General features: G+C 70.2%; 21 protein-coding genes and 1 pseudogene. 15 read left to right on the top strand and 7 right to left on the bottom strand.

Annotated features, from left to right (window positions below):
• The first annotated feature begins 15 nt into the window (after positions 1–15).
• The 7 genes from FO059_RS01440 to FO059_RS01480 all read left to right on the top strand — a co-directional run bounded on the left by FO059_RS01440 (position 16) and on the right by FO059_RS01480 (position 7,207).
• Positions 16–876, top strand: coding sequence for an alpha/beta fold hydrolase (locus FO059_RS01440; protein ID WP_143905746.1), 861 nt, complete (start codon positions 16–18; stop codon positions 874–876).
• Between the two features lie 266 nt (positions 877–1,142).
• On the top strand, positions 1,143–1,442 hold the full coding sequence (locus FO059_RS18580) for an SHOCT domain-containing protein (protein WP_235671103.1): 300 nt from the start codon (positions 1,143–1,145) through the stop codon (positions 1,440–1,442).
• 318 nt (positions 1,443–1,760) lie between these two features.
• Positions 1,761–2,954: an NAD-dependent epimerase/dehydratase family protein gene (locus FO059_RS01460; RefSeq protein WP_143905750.1), complete on the top strand. Its 1,194-nt coding sequence runs from the start codon at positions 1,761–1,763 to the stop codon at positions 2,952–2,954.
• Positions 2,951–4,870 carry a hypothetical protein gene (locus FO059_RS01465; protein ID WP_143905752.1) on the top strand — a complete coding sequence of 640 codons (1,920 nt, stop codon included), beginning with the start codon at positions 2,951–2,953 and terminating at the stop codon, positions 4,868–4,870. Before FO059_RS01460 ends, FO059_RS01465 begins: the two co-directional genes overlap by 4 nt.
• Positions 4,867–6,708 carry a glycosyltransferase gene (locus FO059_RS01470; protein ID WP_233266849.1) on the top strand — a complete coding sequence of 614 codons (1,842 nt, stop codon included), beginning with the start codon at positions 4,867–4,869 and terminating at the stop codon, positions 6,706–6,708. Before FO059_RS01465 ends, FO059_RS01470 begins: the two co-directional genes overlap by 4 nt.
• A 50-nt stretch (positions 6,709–6,758) precedes the next feature.
• Positions 6,759–6,983 (top strand): DUF2254 family protein, encoded by a 225-nt coding sequence (locus FO059_RS01475; RefSeq protein WP_143905755.1) that lies wholly within the window; start codon positions 6,759–6,761, stop codon positions 6,981–6,983.
• Positions 6,984–6,985: 2 nt separating this feature from the next.
• Positions 6,986–7,207 carry a hypothetical protein gene (locus FO059_RS01480; protein ID WP_143905757.1) on the top strand — a complete coding sequence of 74 codons (222 nt, stop codon included), beginning with the start codon at positions 6,986–6,988 and terminating at the stop codon, positions 7,205–7,207.
• 1 nt (position 7,208) lies between these two features.
• On the opposite strand, the gene FO059_RS01485 is transcribed toward FO059_RS01480, so the two are convergent.
• Together FO059_RS01485 and FO059_RS01490 are read right to left on the bottom strand one after the other, a co-directional pair.
• Positions 7,209–7,706: a nuclear transport factor 2 family protein gene (locus FO059_RS01485; RefSeq protein WP_143905759.1), complete on the bottom strand. Its 498-nt coding sequence runs from the start codon at positions 7,704–7,706 to the stop codon at positions 7,209–7,211.
• Positions 7,707–7,789: 83 nt separating this feature from the next.
• Positions 7,790–8,035, bottom strand: coding sequence for a hypothetical protein (locus FO059_RS01490; protein WP_143905761.1), 246 nt, complete (start codon positions 8,033–8,035; stop codon positions 7,790–7,792).
• A gap of 9 nt (positions 8,036–8,044) precedes the next feature.
• Here FO059_RS01490 and FO059_RS01495 point away from each other — a divergent pair, with 9 nt between their 5' ends.
• The 5 genes and pseudogenes from FO059_RS01495 to FO059_RS01510 all read left to right on the top strand — a co-directional run bounded on the left by FO059_RS01495 (position 8,045) and on the right by FO059_RS01510 (position 11,344).
• Positions 8,045–8,332, top strand: a complete 288-nt coding sequence (locus FO059_RS01495) for a hypothetical protein (RefSeq protein WP_143905763.1) — start codon at positions 8,045–8,047, stop codon at positions 8,330–8,332.
• Between the two features lie 75 nt (positions 8,333–8,407).
• Entirely contained in the window at positions 8,408–9,937 is a 1,530-nt protein-coding gene (locus FO059_RS01500) for an FAD-dependent oxidoreductase (RefSeq protein ID WP_143905765.1), read from the top strand.
• The gene (locus FO059_RS01505) at positions 9,934–10,362 is read left to right on the top strand and encodes a nuclear transport factor 2 family protein (protein WP_143905767.1); all 429 of its coding nucleotides are present in this window, start codon (positions 9,934–9,936) and stop codon (positions 10,360–10,362) included. The genes FO059_RS01500 and FO059_RS01505 overlap by 4 nt, the downstream gene beginning before the upstream one ends.
• Positions 10,363–10,435: 73 nt before the next feature.
• A pseudogene (locus FO059_RS18585) lies at positions 10,436–10,810 on the top strand (nuclear transport factor 2 family protein); the annotation flags it as partial.
• 48 nt (positions 10,811–10,858) lie between these two features.
• A complete protein-coding gene (locus tag FO059_RS01510; RefSeq protein ID WP_282451594.1) occupies positions 10,859–11,344 on the top strand; it encodes a nuclear transport factor 2 family protein in 486 nt (161 codons plus the stop codon).
• Here FO059_RS01510 and FO059_RS01515 read toward each other — a convergent pair.
• Both FO059_RS01515 and FO059_RS18590 read right to left on the bottom strand, forming a co-directional pair.
• On the bottom strand, positions 11,320–11,979 hold the full coding sequence (locus FO059_RS01515; protein WP_233266847.1) for a Dabb family protein: 660 nt from the start codon (positions 11,977–11,979) through the stop codon (positions 11,320–11,322). The two genes, FO059_RS01510 and FO059_RS01515, sit on opposite strands and share 25 nt — an antisense overlap.
• Positions 11,976–12,320: a hypothetical protein gene (locus FO059_RS18590; RefSeq protein ID WP_235671104.1), complete on the bottom strand. Its 345-nt coding sequence runs from the start codon at positions 12,318–12,320 to the stop codon at positions 11,976–11,978. Before FO059_RS18590 ends, FO059_RS01515 begins: the two co-directional genes overlap by 4 nt.
• A gap of 140 nt (positions 12,321–12,460) precedes the next feature.
• Here FO059_RS18590 and FO059_RS01520 point away from each other — a divergent pair, with 140 nt between their 5' ends.
• On the top strand, positions 12,461–13,279 hold the full coding sequence (locus FO059_RS01520; protein WP_143905769.1) for a mycofactocin-coupled SDR family oxidoreductase: 819 nt from the start codon (positions 12,461–12,463) through the stop codon (positions 13,277–13,279).
• A 54-nt stretch (positions 13,280–13,333) separates the two neighbouring features.
• Here the strand turns inward: FO059_RS01520 and FO059_RS01525 are convergent, their stop codons facing one another.
• From FO059_RS01525 to FO059_RS01535, 3 genes are all read right to left on the bottom strand, one after another.
• A complete protein-coding gene (locus tag FO059_RS01525) occupies positions 13,334–13,840 on the bottom strand; it encodes a periplasmic substrate-binding domain-containing protein (RefSeq protein ID WP_143905771.1) in 507 nt (168 codons plus the stop codon).
• A 169-nt stretch (positions 13,841–14,009) separates the two neighbouring features.
• Entirely contained in the window at positions 14,010–14,804 is a 795-nt protein-coding gene (locus FO059_RS01530) for a glucose 1-dehydrogenase (RefSeq protein ID WP_143905773.1), read from the bottom strand.
• A gap of 5 nt (positions 14,805–14,809) precedes the next feature.
• Complete coding sequence (locus FO059_RS01535; RefSeq protein WP_143905775.1) at positions 14,810–16,513, bottom strand: 3-ketosteroid-delta-1-dehydrogenase; 1,704 nt, start codon at positions 16,511–16,513, stop codon at positions 14,810–14,812.
• A gap of 169 nt (positions 16,514–16,682) precedes the next feature.
• Here FO059_RS01535 and FO059_RS01540 point away from each other — a divergent pair, with 169 nt between their 5' ends.
• Both FO059_RS01540 and FO059_RS01545 read left to right on the top strand, forming a co-directional pair.
• Positions 16,683–17,366, top strand: a complete 684-nt coding sequence (locus FO059_RS01540; RefSeq protein ID WP_233266845.1) for a PadR family transcriptional regulator — start codon at positions 16,683–16,685, stop codon at positions 17,364–17,366.
• A gap of 137 nt (positions 17,367–17,503) precedes the next feature.
• The gene (locus FO059_RS01545) at positions 17,504–18,301 is read left to right on the top strand and encodes an IclR family transcriptional regulator (RefSeq protein WP_158726587.1); all 798 of its coding nucleotides are present in this window, start codon (positions 17,504–17,506) and stop codon (positions 18,299–18,301) included.
• Positions 18,302–18,328: the final 27 nt, after the last annotated feature.

An 18,328-nucleotide genomic window follows, 5' to 3' on the forward strand; every position in this document is an offset into this window, starting at 1 on the left:
GAAGCGAGGCGGCCCATGACGGTGAAGGTCGACCATGACGAATCGATGCGCGAGCTGACCACGGACGGCGGAGTGCTGCGGTACCACGACATCGGCGACGGCCCGCCGCTGCTGTTGCTGCACGGCTCCGGCCCGGGGGTGTCCGGCTGGCAGAACTACCGCGGCGTGGTCGGCGAGCTGGCCAAGCACTTCCGGTGCCTGATCCTGGAGTTCCCCGGATACGGCATCTCCGACACCGGCGAAGGCCACCCGATGCAGATGGCCGTCGAATCGGTGGGACGGTTCCTCGACGGCATGGGCCTGGGCGCCGTGGACGTGATCGGCAATTCGATGGGCGGGATCGTCGGCGCCACCGTTGCCGTCGACGAGCCGCACCGCATCCGTCGTCTCGTCACCATCGGAGGGGTGGGCAAGGCGCTGACCAGCCACAGCCCGTCCGAGGGCATCAAGCTGCTCATGCAGTTCACGGAGGATCCCACGCGTGAACGCCTGATCGCGTGGCTGCACTCGATGGTCTACGACCCGGCCACCGTCACCGAGGCGCTGATCGAAGAGCGCTGGAAGCTCGCCGTGGAGCCGGAGACGCTTGAGGCGGCGCGGCGGATGTACACCCCGAAGGCGTTCGCGGCGGCGGCAGCGGCGGCGAAGGCGGCGGGGATCGTGCCCCTGTGGGCGCGGTTCGGCGACATCCAGGCCCCGACGCTCATCACCTGGGGTCGGGACGACAGGGTGAGCCCCGTCGACATGGCGCTGCTGCCGATGCGCGACATCCCGAAGGCCGAACTGCACGTGCTGCCCAACTGCGGGCACTGGACGATGATCGAGGCGCGCGACGAGTGGCTCTCCGCAGTGCTGGCGTTCCTGACCAGGGGTTAAGGCCTGTTACGAAAGTCGTGTGAGCGAGCGGTCGATGGTGCCCACGCGGACCGTCGCTTCGTAGCGGACAGCGAGTTTGTCGTATCGGGTGGTGATGCCGCGTTGGGCCCGTACCGTTCTGGCACGTCGCGCCAGGGGCAGCCGACGCGGACACGGTGGCGTACCCCGTCGACCAGTTGGCGCACCGGCTACACACGCGGTCGGCCCACACGCGCCGGTGCAGGTAGGAGCGGTTCGAGTACCTTCCACTGCGCGTCGTTCAGATCGTGACGGGCGGCAGCATTTACCGTGGACATGATGCCTCCGGCAGTGTCGTTGTTGCTTTGACACCACCTGCGATACGCCGGAGGCCTCACCTGTCACCAGCCGCCCCGCCGCTCACAGTCTTCACTGTTCGCAACAGGCCCCGCAGTACGCGCCGCCGCAGCGGCCTCCGCCTCCTGCGCCGCCGCAGCGGCCTCCGGCCGACGACCTATCGCCGCATCCAGCAGCTGCAGCAGCTGCACGAGTCGGGGGCGCTGACCGACGACGAGTTCGCCGCGGCGAAGGCCAAGCTCCTCGCTTGACCGTAATGAGCGCGGACGCCGCACACCGGCGTAGCGCCGTTCGGGAGATCGGTGGTCTTCCGGCTGCTCGCTCGCGACTTCACCCTGAGTTCCGCACTCGGTCTTCGCTTCCCTGCGCATGTCAAAGAGTTCAATTGCGAATGGACAATTCGTCGATGGCGGGTCGAATCAAATCGGTGAGCAAACTCTGCGAATGGTCTAGCGTGGGCGATAGGGCGGGTCGTCGTGCGCCCCCCCGAATCGCGCATCCGACCCGTGGGGTCGTGGCCGTCTCCTGGAGGGGAGGCGCCGGTCGCGCGGACGCGAGAGGGAAAGCAAATGCGTACATTCGTCCTCGGCGGTGACGGGTTCTGCGGTTGGCCCACGGCACTGCACCTGTCGGCGCATGGCCATGACGTGACCATCGTCGACAGCCTCGTCCGGCGACGCATCGACGAGGAGCTGGGCGTGCAGTCGCTCACCCCCATCCGTCCGCTCGCGGAGCGCGTCGAGGCGTGGCGCGAGGCGACGGGCCTGCGGATCGGGGTCGTCACCTGCGATCTCGCCATCGAACCCGACGCACTGGTGCGGCTGCTCACGGAGGGACGGCCGGACGCCGTCGTGCATCTCGCGGAGCAGCGCTCGGCGCCGCTGTCGATGAAGTCCCCGCACTACAAGCGCTTCACGGTGGATAACAACGTCCGGGCCACGCACAGTCTGCTGGCGGCGCTGGTGCAGACGGGCTCCGACGCACACCTGGTGCACCTGGGGTCGATGGGCGTCTACGGGTATGAGACGGTGCCGCTGGACCTGCCCGAGGGGTACCTCACCGTCAGCTACCCCGATGACAACGGCGTCGAACGCGCCCGGGAGATTCTTTATCCGACCCAGCCCGGGAGCGTCTACCACCTGACCAAGTCCCTCGATCAGCTGATGTTCCAGTTCTACGCCGCCAACGACGGGGTGCGGATCACCGACCTGCACCAGGGCATCGTGTGGGGCACCCAGACGGACGAGACAGCGCTCGACCATCGCCTGATCAATCGCTTTGACTACGACGGCGACTACGGCACGGTGCTGAACCGCTTCCTGGTGGAGGCGGCGGTGGGCCACCCGCTCACGGTGCACGGGTCGGGCGGGCAGACCCGCGCGTTCATCAACATCCGCGACAGCGTGCGGTGCATCCGCCTGGCGGTCGAGTCGGGCGACGAGGTCGCCGGCCGGGTGCGCGTGATGAACCAGGTCACCGAGACGCACTGTGTGTCCGATCTGGCGCGGATCGTGGCCGGGGCTTCCGGTGGCGTTGTCAGCAATGTCGCCAACCCGCGGCGCGAGGCCGACGCGAACACGCTCGGCGTGCGCAACGACCACCTGCTGGGTCTGGGCCTCGAGCCCACGCTGCTCGAGTCGGACCTGCTGGTCGAGTCGATCGAGGTCGCGCAGAAGTACGCCGACCGGGTCGACCCGCACCGGATCCCCTGCACGTCGTACTGGAACCGTGAGCGTGAGGCGATGGCGGGGGTGCCGTCGTGACAGAGGGCCCCGACGACCCAGAGCCCTCGGGCGACCCTGATCATTCGGACAGGCCACCGGAAGAGCAGGAGCCGCGCTACCACGCCGGCGAGAACGGCCGGCGGGTGCCGCGCTCGGCATGGCTGGTGCTGGGGGTCGCCGTGGTCGTGCTGGCGGCGTTCCTCATCGCCCGGCCGTACTGGTTCGGTGGCGACACGGACTCCCTGCACGTGCCCGCCGACCGCCACTACAGCAAGTCCCTCGCGGCGATGGGGTATCCTGACGGCATCCGGCTGAGCGACGACACGCCGACGGCCACGTTCACGGCGACGCTGCCGGTCGACGCCGGGCCGGGGAAGACGCGGGTGCAGCTGCGCGGGTCGACCCAGGTGGCCGAGAACAGCACCGTGTTCCTCACCATCGCCGTCGACGGCACGCCGTTGCTGCGGCGCTCGCTCCCCACCGGCGTCAACGAACTGCGCGAGACGATCTCCGTCCCGGCGGGCGCCGTCGAAGACGGCCAGGTCCGCGTGCGGGCGTCGGTGGACGGAACGCTGCACGACGGCATCTGCATGCCCGACCATTCGGCCGGCATGCTGGTCACGCTGACTCCCGACACGCTCGTCGAGTCGGCCCTGGCACGGCCGGTGCGCACGGTTCGTGATGCCGTCGCCGTGTGGGACGAGGACATGACGATCGTGCTGGCCGACCACGGCGACGAGTGGCGCACCGCGGCCATGCAGCTCGGCGTCGCGCTGACGCAGCAGGGCCACGCCGTCTCCTACGCCGGCACGGTGCCCCGGTCCGGCGTGGGCGACGCGGTGATCGTCGGGCCGCCGGGCGCCCTCGGCAGGCTCGGCTGGAATGGTCCCGGCGCGGGGGACGACGCGATCGTCGTCGGCACCGTCGGCGATACGGCCGTCGTCGCGATGGTCGCACCGCAGGCCGGGGCCATCGCGCGCCTGGTGACCACGCCCGCGCAAGCCTCCGCCGACGCGGTATCGAGCGACCCTCGCGCGGTGACGAGCACGGGCATCGCGGACTTGGCCAACGGCGAGGTGGGGCTGGCGTCCCTCGGCGCCGACACGACCGAACAGCAGATCGCGATGGTCCGCCGGTGGCGGGTCTCCTATTCCACTGCCGACCTGCCGGGTGGGCGGGCACCCGACGCCCTTCGGGTCGCGATCCAGCTGCCCGCGTCACCGCCCGACCTGACCTGGGTGATGAACATCCAGCTCAACGGCAAGTTCATCGACAGCCGCACGCTCGAGCACACCGCCGATCCGGTCTCCATCGACCTGCCGGTGGCGGAGCAGCGCCTGTCCAACAGCCTCGTGATCGAAGTGCAGCGCGACCGCGACCTCGCCGGGTGCGATGTGCGCGTCACCGGCTACCCGATCCAGCTCCTCGACACGTCGTCGCTCGTCATGGGCGATTCCGCCGCGGCCGGCTTAGCGGGCGTCCCGGCCGCGCTGGCATCCGGATTCGCCGTGTACGTGCCCGACACCGAACCCGAGCAGACCGACGCGCTGCTCACCGCGGCCGTACCCACACTCGCGGCGTTCACGCCGGCGATGTACACGCCCGACGTCCACTGGGGCGCCGCCCCTGCCCCGGACCGGCCGTTCGTGCTGCTCGGTGCCGCGCGGGACGTCGGCACCCTCGCCCATGTGCAGGATGGGCGCCTGGTCGCGGGGGCCGGGGAGGCCGCGCTCGACGTGACATCGTTCGCCGCGGGCGTGCTCACGCAGTGCGCCACCGGTCCCGCCGGCGCTGCGGGGCTCGCCGTCCAGACGGTCGGCGAACCCGGCAGGTTGCCGCTGCCCGATTTCGGCCGGGAATGCGCCCAGGTGGCCGTCACTGGTGGGGCCTTCGCCCTCGACCGATCCGGCGCGGTGGTCGGCACCGGCACACCCCGGACGGCGGCACCGCGGTGACCAGTGCACCGCATATCGCCCGGCACCGCGCAGACGCCGCCGTCCCCGTGCCGGTCGACCAGCACTTCCGCTCGGTCGACAGTGCGCCCGCCGGCATCTCGGTGGACCGTCCGGCCAGCGCGTCCAACGGCTTCCTGCTGGCGTTCGCGGGACTCTCCCTGCTCGCGCTGCTGGTCACCATGATGACTGCCCACAACGGCATCACGGGGCTCTACCCACTGGTCCTGCTCCCGGACAGCCGCGGCAACGGCGGACTGCCCACCCGGGTCTTCGTCGTCGTGTTCTTCGTGACCTACGCCGCCTACGCCTACACCAACATCTGGCGGCGGATCGCGCTGGGCGCTGCGATGCTGGCCAGGTTCGCGGCGGTGTGCGTGGCGATCGACCTGATCGGCTGGAGCCTGGCCAGGGCCGACGTGGCGAGCCTGCCGGTGGGGTTCCAGGCCGCGTCGTCGGCCGTCATCGCGCTCGCGGTCTTCCCGTACACCATCCTGCGCCAGGCCGCGTTGCCCGACCGCTCCGGCAGGGCGCTCCGACCGCGCGTGCCGGCCCGGGCATACGTCGTGCTGGCGGTGAGCATCCTCATCGCCGCGGTGGTCGCGATCGCGGTGGCGCGCGTGTTCTTCGAGACGGTGTTCGATCTCAAGCGGATCGCCCTGCTCGGCGGACTGGGTCCGGGCATCTTCCTGGTGCAGCAGGTGTTCGCCGTACTGACGGCCTCGGCGGGATGGGTGCGCCTGCGGCGCTCGCGCCGGGCGGTGTTCGCTCCACCGCTCGCCGTGCTGGTCCCCGCGCACAACGAGGCGCACGGCATCGCGGCGACCATCTGCGCAGTGGACCGTGCCGCCCTCAGCTACCCCGGCCTGATCCACCTCTGCGTCGTGGACAACGCGTCCGCCGACGCGACCACCGCCGTCGCGGAGCGGGCCATCATCAGTTGCACCAACATCACCGGCGAGGTGCTCCAGTGCCCTACGCCGGGCAAGGCGTACGCGCTGAACATGGGGCTCGGGCATCTGCAGCAGGATTTCGTGGTGCGCATCGACGCGGACACGGTGATCGGCGAGGGCTGCCTGAAGACGGCGATGAGCCACTTCGCCGACCCGCGCGTCGGATCGGTCGGAGGCATGCCGTTGCCCGCCGAGGAGAAGACGTGGATCGACAAAGTCCGGCTGGTCGAGGTGTACCTGCGGCACGGCTTGTACCAGTACTCGTTGATGGGCTACCAGGGGGTGCTGGGTGTGCCCGGCATGTTCGCGATCTATCGGCGCAGCGTGGTGCTGGAGGTGGGCGGCATCGTAGAGGGCATGAACGGCGAAGACACCGACATCTGCCTGCGGCTCGACAGCGCCGGCTACCACACGGTGGCCGACCCGCAGGCCGTCTACTACAGCGAGACGCCGGCATCGTTCGCGCACCTGCGCGAACAGCGCACCCGCTGGTTCCGCAGCATCTACCACATCGTCGCGCACAACCGCGGCACGCTCCTGCATCCCCGGTCGATGACGGGCATGTTCGTCATGCCGTTCCAGCTGGGCAACGCCGCCCGGCGGGCGATGCACGTGCCGATCCTCATCTTCGCCGGGCTCGCTGTGATCGGATTCCAGTCGGTGTATTCCGGTCTGCGCTGGCAGCCCGAGGTCGCCACCGTCCTAGGCATGCCCCTGCTGATGACGGTGTTCGCGTGCCTGCTGTACCGCCCCAGCGCGCTGCGGTACGTGCCCGCCTACGTGTGGTTCCGGCTGGTGCGCAATTACTTCACGCTGGGCTCCGTGCTGAGCCTGCGGTTCCCTCCGCTGCACCCCGGGCGACCTCGCGCTCTCACCCCCCACGGGTGATTCGGCGCTGATCGGGGACCCGCCGGCCGCCTGCTTGTGGCCCCGGCGCACTGCTGTGCGATGGGGCGGTTTTCCTGCGAATTCACGGCACCGACGACGTGCGCGACGAAGGCGAGCTGGCGGCGCTGTTCGAGGTGGGCCACGAGCGCACCTGCGGACAAAATCCGGCCTTCGCCTTCCGGTTGCTCAACGACCTCGCCCTGCGAGCACTGCCCACCTCGATCAACGACCCGTACACGGCGATCCAGGCGATCGCGAGATCGAATCGCTGCTGAGCGTGCTGCTGGACCGCGATCTCGGCATCGGCGTGCTCCAGGACGACGACCTGACGACGCGGCTCGTGTACACCCCGCCCACCTGGGACGACCACCTGCTCGAGGCGGCACCGCCGGCGCGCCGCGCGCCGATCGAGCGGCGTCGTGCGGAACTGGCGCGGATGGAGCAGGCCTGGTTCGGCCGTCCGTGGCCGCCCATCGCCGCGCCCGGCCCGCAGCGGTAGGTCAGTGGACGTCGGTGACCGCCGCGTCGCTGAGCGGGCGCGTGATCGTCCACAGGATCCTCGACCGGCATGCCGACATCTTCCATTCGCCGTCTTCGACCGCGTACTCGTCGTCGTACTCGATGGCGCTCACCGATTCGGTCCCGGCCCGCCTGTCGACCTGCCGGAAGCGCAGCGTCCACTGCCCGGTGGCGGAGTCCGGCCCGGTGAGCCGGATATCCGGATGCAATCCGTGATGCATGTCCAGCACCACGTACGCCTCGTCCACCTTCTCGAGTGCGATGGTCCGGTAGACGGCGGCGATGCCGTCGGCGTCCTCGAAACGCCCGAGCGGCCCGTAGTCGATCACTGCGCCCTTTGCGATGAACGCCGCGCGGAACCCTTCGGGGTCCTTGGCGTCGCAGGCGCGCAGGTAACGGTGCTTCAACGCGACGATCGCGTCGCGGGCCTCGAGCTTCGCGACCCGCTCCTCGAGCGCCCGCAGGCGGTCTTCCGTCATGCCACGTCCTTTCGGTGTCAGTACCGGGCCCCGGGTTCCTTCCGTCGCTACGCCCCGGCGGTCCGGTCAGTGCATGGCCAGTTTCATGCGCCGATGCTCCTCGGCGGAAACGTCCGTGCCTGGTCCTTCAGCGTCGACGTCCGGGGGTCCACCCGCACACTGTGTAGCACGCCGGTGAAGTCGAAGGGGCCGCACTGCGCGTAGTCGTCCGAGACGGGGCTGCCTCTGTTCACGCCCGCGTCGAACTGCTCGTTCAGGCTGAACGCACCGGGAGTGGTGCGTTCGATACGGGCGGAGCCCATGGTCTCGCCGTCGATGGGCAGCGTCACGGTGCCGCAGTGCCGTACCTGCCGCTGTTCAAGGCGTTCGACAGCGAGTCGTCGAACAACATGGGCGGCTTCGCGGACGGTCAGGTGGACGCGATCCTCGCGGAGCTCGGCGCGGCGCCCGACGCGGAAGCGCAGCGCGCCGCGATCGACAAGCTGCAGAAGCGGTTCAACGAGACGGCGCCGCTGGTGAACTTCGGGGCGCGGCCGAACATGCTCGCCTGGAACCCCGCGGTGCAGGACATCAAGTACAGCTACAGCGGCATCATGCTCTTCGACGACGCGTGGCTGAACCGCTGACCCGGCCGGCGGCGCGGCTCCCGGTCGCCGGGAAGAGGTGTTCCCGGCGGGACGTGGCTGGGTGACTCTAGGGTCATGGTGAGTCACACGTCACAATTCACGCATAGCGTCAAACCCGTTCCGGCGGAGGCCGTCCAGGCCTACGACCATGAGACCGACGTGCTGGTGGTCGGCTTCGGGTGCGCGGGCGCCGCGGTGGCCCTGGAGGCGTCCGGAGCGGGCGCTGCGGTCACGATCCTCGAGCGTGCCAGCGGGCCCGGCGGCTCATCGGCGCTTTCCGGCGGGGAGATCTACCTGGGCGGCGGCACCCCGGTGCAGGCGGCGTGCGGGTTCACCGACACCGCCCGCGACATGGCGGCCTATCTCATCGGTGCGCTGGGGCCGGACGCGGACGAGGAGAAGATCCACGTCTACAGCGAGCACAGCCTGGAACATTTCGGTTGGCTTGCCGGGCAGGGCGTCCCGTTTAAGGAATCGCTGTGGGACAGTCCCACCTGGGTGCCGCCCACCGACGACGGGCTGATGTGGATGGGCGAGGCGGCCTGGCCGTACAACCAACAGGCCGCGCCGGCGGCTCGTGGCCACCGGGTGCAGTCCGAGGGCTTCGGCGGCAAGGTGCTGATGGACCGGCTAGTCGAGGCCGTATCGACGCGCACCGATGCCGAGGTGCATGCGGACACCCGCGCACTGCGTCTCATCGTCGACGAGCAGGGGCGCGCGTGCGGCGTGATCGCCCGCCGGTTCGGCACCGACTACGCGTACCGGGCCCGGCGCGGGGTGGTGCTCACCACCGGCGGCTTCGTCGACAACGAGGCGATGCTCGCCGAGCACGCGCCGGAGCTGGTCGGCAGCGCCAAGGTCTCCGACAGCGGCGACGACGGACTGGGCATCGTCATGGCGCAGGCGGCCGGCGCCGCGGTGCGCCGGATGTCTACCGGCCAGGTGGGCATCCAGACCATCCCCGGCTACATGACCCGCGGGATCGTGGTCAACGGGCACGGCCAGCGGTTCATCAACGAGGACGTCTATCCCGGGCTGGTCGGCATCGAGGCGCTGTACCGCCAGGGGATGAACGTGTGGGTGGTGCTCGACGAGGAGGCTTTCGAGGACGTGCCGGAGGAGGAACGCTGGGGCCTGCAGCCCACGCACGTGGCGGAGACCGTCGCCGAGCTGGAGAAGGAGATGGGGCTGCCGGAGAACGCCCTGCAGCACACCGTGGCCGAGTACAACCGGCATGCGGAGAACGCCGAGGACCCGTGGTTCCGCAAGTCGGCCCGGTGGCTGCGCCCGTTGCGGGCGCCGTTCGCCGCCATCGACGTGCGCCTGGGCATGGCGCCGCCGGAGGGCGGCTCCGCCGGCGGCAACGGTGCCGCGGTCTTCACGCTCGGCGGGCTCGTTACCGACACCGACGGGCGCGTCCACGACCTCGACGGCGGGCCGATCGCCGGCCTCTACGCCGCGGGCCGGGCATCCTCGGGGCTGCACGGCGGCGGCTACATCAGCGGCACCTCGCTGGGGCCCGGAACGTTCTTCGGCCGCAGGGCCGGGCTCGCGGCGGCCGGGTCTGCGACTGCGGGTGCTGAGGCGACGGGGGTGCAGGAATGAGCGGGGCGTGCGACTCGGAGCGGATCCGCTCGCTCATCGCCCGCATCGCGCACCTCGCGGACGACGGCACGGTGGAGGAGTACTGCGCGCAGTTCGCGCCCGACGCGGAGTGGGAGATGCCGGAGGATCCGCGGACCTCGATGGCGGCCCGCACCGCGCGCGGCGTCGACGAGATCGCCCGGGGTGCGCGGGAACGGCGCGCTGCGGGGACGGTGGGCGAAGGCAGCCACACGCGGCACGTCGTCAATTGCAGCGCGATCGATGTGGCGGACGACGGAGAATCGGCGACGGCGGTCTCGCTGTGGCAGTTCTACGTCCGCACCGACGAGGCTCCGCGCGTGGTCAACATGGGGCGCTACCTGGACGAGTTCACCCGGGTCGGCGGACGCTGGGTGCTGGCCAAGCGCACGATCCGGCTGGGGTGACCGCGGCGGAGAGGATCCCGGCGGGTGGAAGCGCGGCGGGGCCTGCGTTCCTCGCGCCGTTAGGTTGGTGACCATGATCACGTCACACGAGGATGAGCGCGCCATCTACCGCGGGATCGTCGGCTTCGCGCGGGCCATGGATGCCAGGGACTGGGCGGCGATCGAGCGGATCGCGACTCCGGACGCGACCGCGGAGCTCGGTACCGGCACGCTGCGCAGCCGCGACGAGATGATCGCGCTGATGCGCAGCTTCCTCGATGAGTGCGGGCCCACCCAGCACCTCGTGTCCAACGTGCTCATCGACCTGGGCGCCGACGGTGACACCGCGCAGAGCCGCGCCTACGTCTCCGACCTGCACCTGGGCACCGGGGCGCTGCGCGGGTTGTCCTTCCAGACCCTCGGCGACTACCACGACGAGTGGGCGCGGATCGACGGCGAATGGAAGATGACCCACCGAACCAAGCGGATGAGCGGCACGCTCGGCACGCAGGCGGTCCTGGGGGGCGGGCCGGAGGGGTACGACGCATCCGGGCCGGCCGCGGCCGGCGGGTCCGCCGCCACCGAGATCACCAACCTGCTCTATCTCTACGCGGAGTGCATGGACTCGGGGCGGCTCGACGACGCGGCGGAGTTGTTCCGACACGCTACGATCCACGCCGGCAAGCGCGAGCTGGACGCCGCGGGGATCCTCGCCGTCTGGCGCGGCACCGTCCGGTTGCACGAGGACGGCACGCCGCGCACCAAGCACGTGATCACCAATCCGATCCTCGAGATCGACGAGGAGGCGGGCCGCGCCCGCGCCCGGTCGTACTACACGGTGCTGCAGGCGACGGCCGGCCTGCCGCTGCAAGTGATCGCCGCGGGCCGGTACCACGACGAGTTCGAGCGGTCCGGCGGCGCGTGGCGCTTCAGCTCACGCGACTACTCGATGCTGGACCTCTCCGGCGACATGCACGATCACCTGCGGTCCAGCACATCCTGACCGGCCGCGCAGAACGCGTGGCAGACCCGGTCGCGGATGATCGACTCGGGGCATTCGGGGTCGAACCACTTGTCGACGACGGCCCAGTGCACAGGGTGGTCCAGGTACTGGCCTGTGACGTCTTCGGGCGAGGCGAACCGCTGCTCCCACACGTGGGTCCACGTGGTCGGCCCGCACGCGGAGTCGACGCGGCTGAGGTGCCACGAGCGCATGGAGGACATGTGCCGCGGCATCGTGAGGAGATCATGCTCGAATCGTGCGACCTCCCCGGGGACGGCGAGTGGGGCGACGCGCAACAGTAGCGCCCGGTAGCAGGTGGCATCGGCGGCGCCGGTACGGCTTCCGGACGTGCCCGCGCCGAACTCGGCTCCGTGGAAGCGGTCGACGCCCGGCCCGGCGAGCGCCGCGTCGAGGGCGCCGCGTCCTGCAGTCCAGGCGGCACGGTCGGCGTAACGCAATCGCACGATGAGGTCGCCGGCGGCGATCGACCCGGGCAGCGGCGCACCGACGACGTGGCAGAGGGCGCCGGAATCGGACGCGGCAGTCCGGATCGTTTTCTCCACCACGCCGTCCCGCGGTGTGCCATGGCGCAGGTGGACGTTGCGGATCACGTCATACGTCGTTCTTCTCTTCATAGGTCGCAGAGCCCGTCCACATCCGCCGCGGCCGCGGCCATCGACCGCGAGCGTTCCGCGATCATCGGTGCGACGCCGTCCCACCAGTCCCGCAATGCCGGGTCGCCGCGCCCGGCACGCGTCATGTCCCACCAGGCGGAGACGCCGTCGAGCCGCCATGTGGCCGTCACGGTGTTGCCCTCATCGTCGCGCCAGATGGGCGGGCTCACCAGTATCCGGTCCAGGACCATCCCGCGCGAGCGGGCGCCGGGTGCGTATCCGGCCAGGTAGGCGCCGACGAACGCCCTTCCCTTGCCGGGGGAGGTCACCACCCTGTCGACGACGAACACTTCGGTTTGCATGCCCGCATGCTGCCGCCCCGTGGTCGCCGCCGGAACGGACTTGTCCGGGCAGCGGGAGAGCGCGATGTGGCGCAGTCTGCCGCCTGGAAAAGTGAGGTGGACAACATCTCCAACGACCACGATGCAGAGGGAGTACGAGGATGAGCGGTAGCGGGCGGTTCAGCGGGCAGGTCGCATTCATCACCGGGGCGGCACGCGGCCAGGGCCGCGCCGAGGCGGTGAAGTTCGCCTCCGAGGGCGCGGACATCATCGCGGTGGACGTGTGCGCGGAGTTCGACTCGACGTCCTACCCGGGCGCCACCCGGGCCGACCTCGACGAGACGGTACGCCTGGTGGAGGAGGCGGGAAGGAAGATCGTCGCCTCCGTCGCCGACACCCGCGACTTCGAGGGGCTCTCGGCGGCACTCAAGGCGGGCACCGACGCGTTCGGCCGGCTCGACGCGGTGATCGCCAACGCCGGTATCTGCACGGGCCGCATGTCCTGGGAGATCACGTCGGCCGAGTGGCAGGAGATGATCGACGTCAACCTCACCGGCACCTTCAACACGGCGAAGGCCGCGATCCCGTACCTGATCGAGCAGGGCGAGGGCGGTGCGATGGTGTTCACCAGCTCAGAGTCCGGGCTGAAGGGCACGCCGTTCACCGCGCACTACAGCGCCACCAAGTTCGGGATCGTGGGCCTGGCCAAGACCATGGCCAACGAGCTGGGCGAGCACAAGATCCGGGTGAACACCGTGCACCCGGCGGGGGTGCGCACGGGCATGGACATGTCCGCCGACATGAACCCGCTGATGGACAAGTACGCGCACACGCTGTCGCCGATCTTCATGAACTCGCTGCCCTACGAGATCCTCGAGGCGGAGGACGTCGCCGACGTCGTGGCGTGGCTGTGTTCCGACGAGGCCAAGTACATGACCGGGGTGCGCCTGCCGGTGGACTTCGGCAACTCCAACCGCTGAGCGCGGACTGCGGGCCGGGCGGATCGTCTCCGCCCGGCCCGTGCACGTCCGCGGTCAACCGATCCAGGTCTTCCCCAGCAGCACGATCGAGTCGTTGCTGGTCAGCACGCCGTGGACGTCGTCCGACCAGGCGACGAAGTTCTCGCCCGACGCGACCGAGAGGATCGGAACGTCGTCGTGGATCTTCTGCTCGATCGCGGCGAGGGCGGTGCTTCGCGCATCGTCGGTGGTCGCTGACCTGGCCTCCGCCAGCAGGCGGTCCATCTCCGGGTCGTCGTATCCGGCGATGTTGTTCGCCGAGTCGCTTCCCAACGCGGCGGGGAAGCGGAGCGTGGCCAACGGGTCCGTCATGCTGTTGGACGCCGAGGCCAGGTCGAAGTCGTAGTCCACGTACAGCCGCTTGACCATGTCCGTGACGGTTGCGGTGTACTGCACGTCCACGTTGATCCCGACGGCGCCCAGCATCGCCTGCGCCGCGGTGGCGATCGACCGTTGTTCCGGCGCGTTGACGGCGACGTACACGAGGTTACCGTCGAACCCGTCCGCTTTGGCCTCGTCCACCAGCCGCCGGCGAACGCCCTCTGGTTGATCACCTCGGGGGCGATGCCCGGGCTGTTTTGCCTGGTCCTCCCGCTGGGCGGACGGGTGGGTGAATCGCTGAAGCGCTTTGGGGGCAAGGGAAACGCGTCGCGCCCCGCAGCAACGCGGCTGCGGGGCGCGACGCGTGGCGTCAGCCGCGCGGCATCAATGCATCCGGAGTCCCGGGCAGGCCCGGATAGTAGGTGCCCGCCGACCAGCCGCCGTCCACGGCGAGCTCCGCGCCGGTCATGTAGGCGGCGTCATCGCTCGCGGCGAACAGCGTCACACGCGCGATGTCGTCGGGCTCACCGATCCGCTGCAGCGGCACGCCGGTGTAGCTCGACTGCAGGTCGGATCCGGTGCGCCCGGTGGGATTGCCGAGCGTCGTGTCCACCCCGCCGGGGTGCACCGACACGACCCGGACGCCCGCCGGCCCCAGCTCGAAGGCCAGCGCCTTGGTCAGCCCGCGCACCGCCCACTTGCTGGCGGTGTACGCGGACAGCCCGTTGACGCCGCGCAGGCCGTCGACCGACGAGATGTTGACGATCACGCCGCCGCCCGCGCTCCGCATGTGCGGCACCACGGCCTTGGCGCCCAGCAGCGCGCCTATGACGTTGACGTCGAGCAGCCGGCGCGTCTTCTCCGCCGACAGCTCTTCGATCCCCGCCCAGTGCATTACGCCGGCGTTGTTGACGAGGATGTCGAGGCCGCCGAGCGTGTCCTGGGCGGTCCCGGCCACCGCGGCCCAGCCGTCCTCGTCCGCGACGTCGTGGTGCACATACGCCGCGGCGTCGCCCAGCGATGCCGCCACCGCAGCGCCGGCGTCGTCGAGCACGTCCGTGAGCACCACGCGCGCGCCCTCCGCCACGAACAGCCGGGCAGTCGCGGCGCCCATGCCCTGCGCAGCGCCGGTGACGATGGCGACCTTGCCATCGAGCCGACCCATGGGGCCTATTTCCCGGCTGCGTCGCGCGCGGCGATGTAGCCGTAGACGATGCCCTGGCCGATGGTCGCGCCGGCGCCGGGGTACGAGTGACCGAAGGCATTGGCGGCGGTGTTTCCGATGGCGTAGAGGCCGTCGATGGCGGTGCCGTCTTCGCCCAGCGCCCGGCCCTTGTCGTCGGCCAGCACGCCGCCGCAGGTGCCGAGGTCGCTCAGCGTCATCTTGACCGCGTAGTACGGCCCGTGGTCCAGCGGACGCAGGTTGGGGTTGGGGGAGACGGTGGGATCGCCGTAGTAGCGGTCGTAGGCGCTGCGGCCGCGGCCGAAGTCCTCGTCGCTGCCGGCCGCCGCGGACACGTTGAACCGCTTGAACGCCTCGGTGAACGACTCCCGCGGCAGGCCCACGGAGTCGGCCAGCGCCGCGGGGCTGTCGGCGCGATGGGCCGTGCCCGCCTTGTACCAGGACTCGGGGATGGCCATGCGCGGGAAGAGCATCCCCGCGAAGACGTAGCTGTTGCGGTACTTCTGGTCGAAGACGATCCACATGGACTCGACCGGGTCGCCCTCACGCTCGCGCTGCAGCACCGTCTGGCCGAACGACATGTAGTCCTTGGCCTCGTTGGCGAACCGCTGACCGGTCTGATCCACGATGAACGAGCCGGGGAGGGCACGCTCGGCGAGCATCACCATGGGCGGGTTTCCGCTGCGGGAGGGCGCCACGGCAGGGAACCACCATGCCTGGTCCATCAGGCCGATTCCCGCGCCCACGTCCTGGGCGGCGCGGATCGCGTCGCCCGTGTTGCCCTCGGCGCCCATCGATTCGTTGTCGCGCAGCCGCTCCGACTGGAACTTGCGGCGCATCGCCATGTCGTGGTCGAACCCGCCCGCGGCGAGTACCACGCCGCGCCGCGTGGTGATCGTGTACTCGGAGCCGGCCTGCTCGACGACGGCGCCGGTGACGCGCCCGTCCTCCTTCACGAGCCGCACCAGCGAAGTCTCGGTCCACACCGGGATCCCCGCGTGCAGCACGCCTGCGAAGAGGCCGGCGGCCAGCGCCTGGCCGCCCGCCATGTACTCGCGCTTGAGGGCCTTGCCGCCCACACCCTGGGACAGGCGCTGGAAGATGCGCGGGAACGCCTTGCCCGGCTTGCGCACCATCAGGTTCATCCACCGGTAGTCGACGCCGGTGATGGGCATCGGCATCGGCGCCTCCATCTGGCCGGGGCGCAGACGCGGGCGCTCCTCGCCCAGCACGGAGGCGTCGAACGGCTTGCTCTCACACGTGCGCCCCGCGGCGTTGCCGCCCGGCTTCTCGGGGTGGTAATCGGAGTAGCCCTTGGACCAGAAGAGGTTGAGGGGGGTGGTCCGCTGCAGCATCTCGACGGCGGCGGTCCCATGGTCGAGGAACGACTGCCCGCGCTCCGCGGGGGCGGTGCCGTCCACCACCGAGCTGACGTACTCCTCGGCGCGCTCGAGGGAGTCGCCGGCGCCGGCCTTCCTCAGGATCGGGTTGGCCGGCACCCAGAACGCGCCGCCGGAGCGTGCCGTGGAACCGCCCACGTACGGGGTCTTCTCCACGATCAGCGTCGACAGGCCCTCCTCGTGCGCCGTCAGCGCGGCGGCCATGCCGGTGCCGGATCCGATCACCAGCAGGTCGACGGTGATGTCCTTCGCGGGGACGGGGGGAAGCGCGGCGCGTGCTGCTTTTGCCATGAAGTCCTCTTTCGGCGCCGGCGCATCTCGGCGGCGCGGTGACAGGGTGCACAGGTATGTGGGCGTCACGGTAGACCTGCGCAGGGCAACCCGACATCGGAGCTCCCATGTGGCGGCATGGAGTCTGCACAGGCCCCGGATGTGGCGTACAGACTGTTAGCGTTCACCCGTGTCCACCTCTGCCGATGCCCCGCCCGAAGACGCCGACGACGAGCCGTCTGATCAGGCGTTGCCGTCGATGCCGGCCACGGCCTGGGCGGTGCTGGGGACGTTGTCCTTCGGCGAGGGGCTCTCCGGCTACGACATCAAGACCTGGGCAGACTGGTCGCTCAACTACTTTTACTGGTCACCGTCGTTCAGCCAGGTGTACTCCGAGCTCAAACGCCTGGAGAAGCACGGATTCGTCGAGTCCGCCGCGGGCGAGACGGGGACGCGGAACCGGCGGGTCTACACCATCACCCCTGGAGGCATAGCCGCCCTGCGCCGGTGGGCGCGTGAGTCCGCGGTGGATCGGCCGGTGCTCAAGCATTCGACGATGCTGCACCTGTGGTTGGGGCATCTGAGCGATCCGGCGCGGCTCAAGGAGATGGTGCGGGAACACATCGCGCAGATGACGGAGTTGCGTGACGGCGCGGCTGCGCGTGCGGAGAGTGCGCGCAGGGAGCCGTCGTGGGCCTACACGCAGATAGTCATGGCATGGTCGCGTCGCCATTACCAGAGCGAGATCGATCTGGCGGAGGAGCTTCTCGAGCAGATCGACGCGGCGGGTGCCCGGTTCGACTCCGTGGCCAAGCAGGAGGGCACGGGTCTCCCCATCCCCCTTCAGCCGGGGTATTGGAAGAACCGGGCCTGATCACAGGATCCCCCCTCGCGGTGTGAGGTGCACTACACAACCGCCGACATTTATATTACTGTTAGGCATATACCGATCAGGAATACCGCTCGCAGATGCCGGGGGCAGCGAGCCGCCGTCGAGACTCGGGAGATGCGATGACAGACCTCACGACGAATGTGGCATTGAAGGACCGTCCGAACACCGTCCGGCCGGGCGACGGGGCGCAACGCGGCGACACACCCACCGCGCTCCTCGAACGCGTGTCGGTGGTCCTCGACGCGTTCGAGGACGGCGAGGCGGCGTCCGGCCTCACCCTGGCCGACGTCGTGCGCCGCACGGAGCTGCCGAGGTCGTCGGTGCACCGCATGCTCGAGCAGCTGGTGCGCATGCGGTGGATGCACCGCTCGGGCCGTCGCTACCGCCTGGGGTTCCGCCTCCTGGAGCTCGGCGCGCTCGCCGTCAACCAGGATGCGCTGCACGCCGCCGCGCTGCCAGTGATGTACGAGCTGCACGCGGCGACGCGGCTCGTCGTGCACCTGGGGATGCTGGAAGGGTCGGGCGGCGACGACATCCTCTATCTGGACAAGATCGGCGGCAGGCTGGTGCAGGCGGTGCCGACGCAGGTGGGCGGGCGTCGTCCGGCCGTCGGCACGGCCCTGGGCGCGGTACTGCTGGCCGGGCGCGGCGACCCGCGCATGGATCCCGCCGCCGACGCCCGGATCGTGCAGGAAGGGGTGGCCCGCGTGGCGTCGTCGGCCCCGCACGGCCACACCTGCGTGGCCGCACCGATCGGACGGATCGGCGAGGCCACGGCCGCGATCTCGCTGTGCGCGCCCAACCGTCATGCCCGTCTGGACCCGCGGGTCGTCTCGCCGCTGCGGGTCGCGGCGGGGACGATCTCGCGCACGCTCGAAGGCGTGGTCACCCCGGCCCACGCGCGCCTGAGCGCATAGGAGCAGGCCGGGGCGGGCGACGCCGCA

The sequence above is a fragment of the Tomitella fengzijianii genome (assembly GCF_007559025.1).
GTDB classification, from domain to species: Bacteria; Actinomycetota; Actinomycetes; order Mycobacteriales; family Mycobacteriaceae; genus Tomitella; species Tomitella fengzijianii.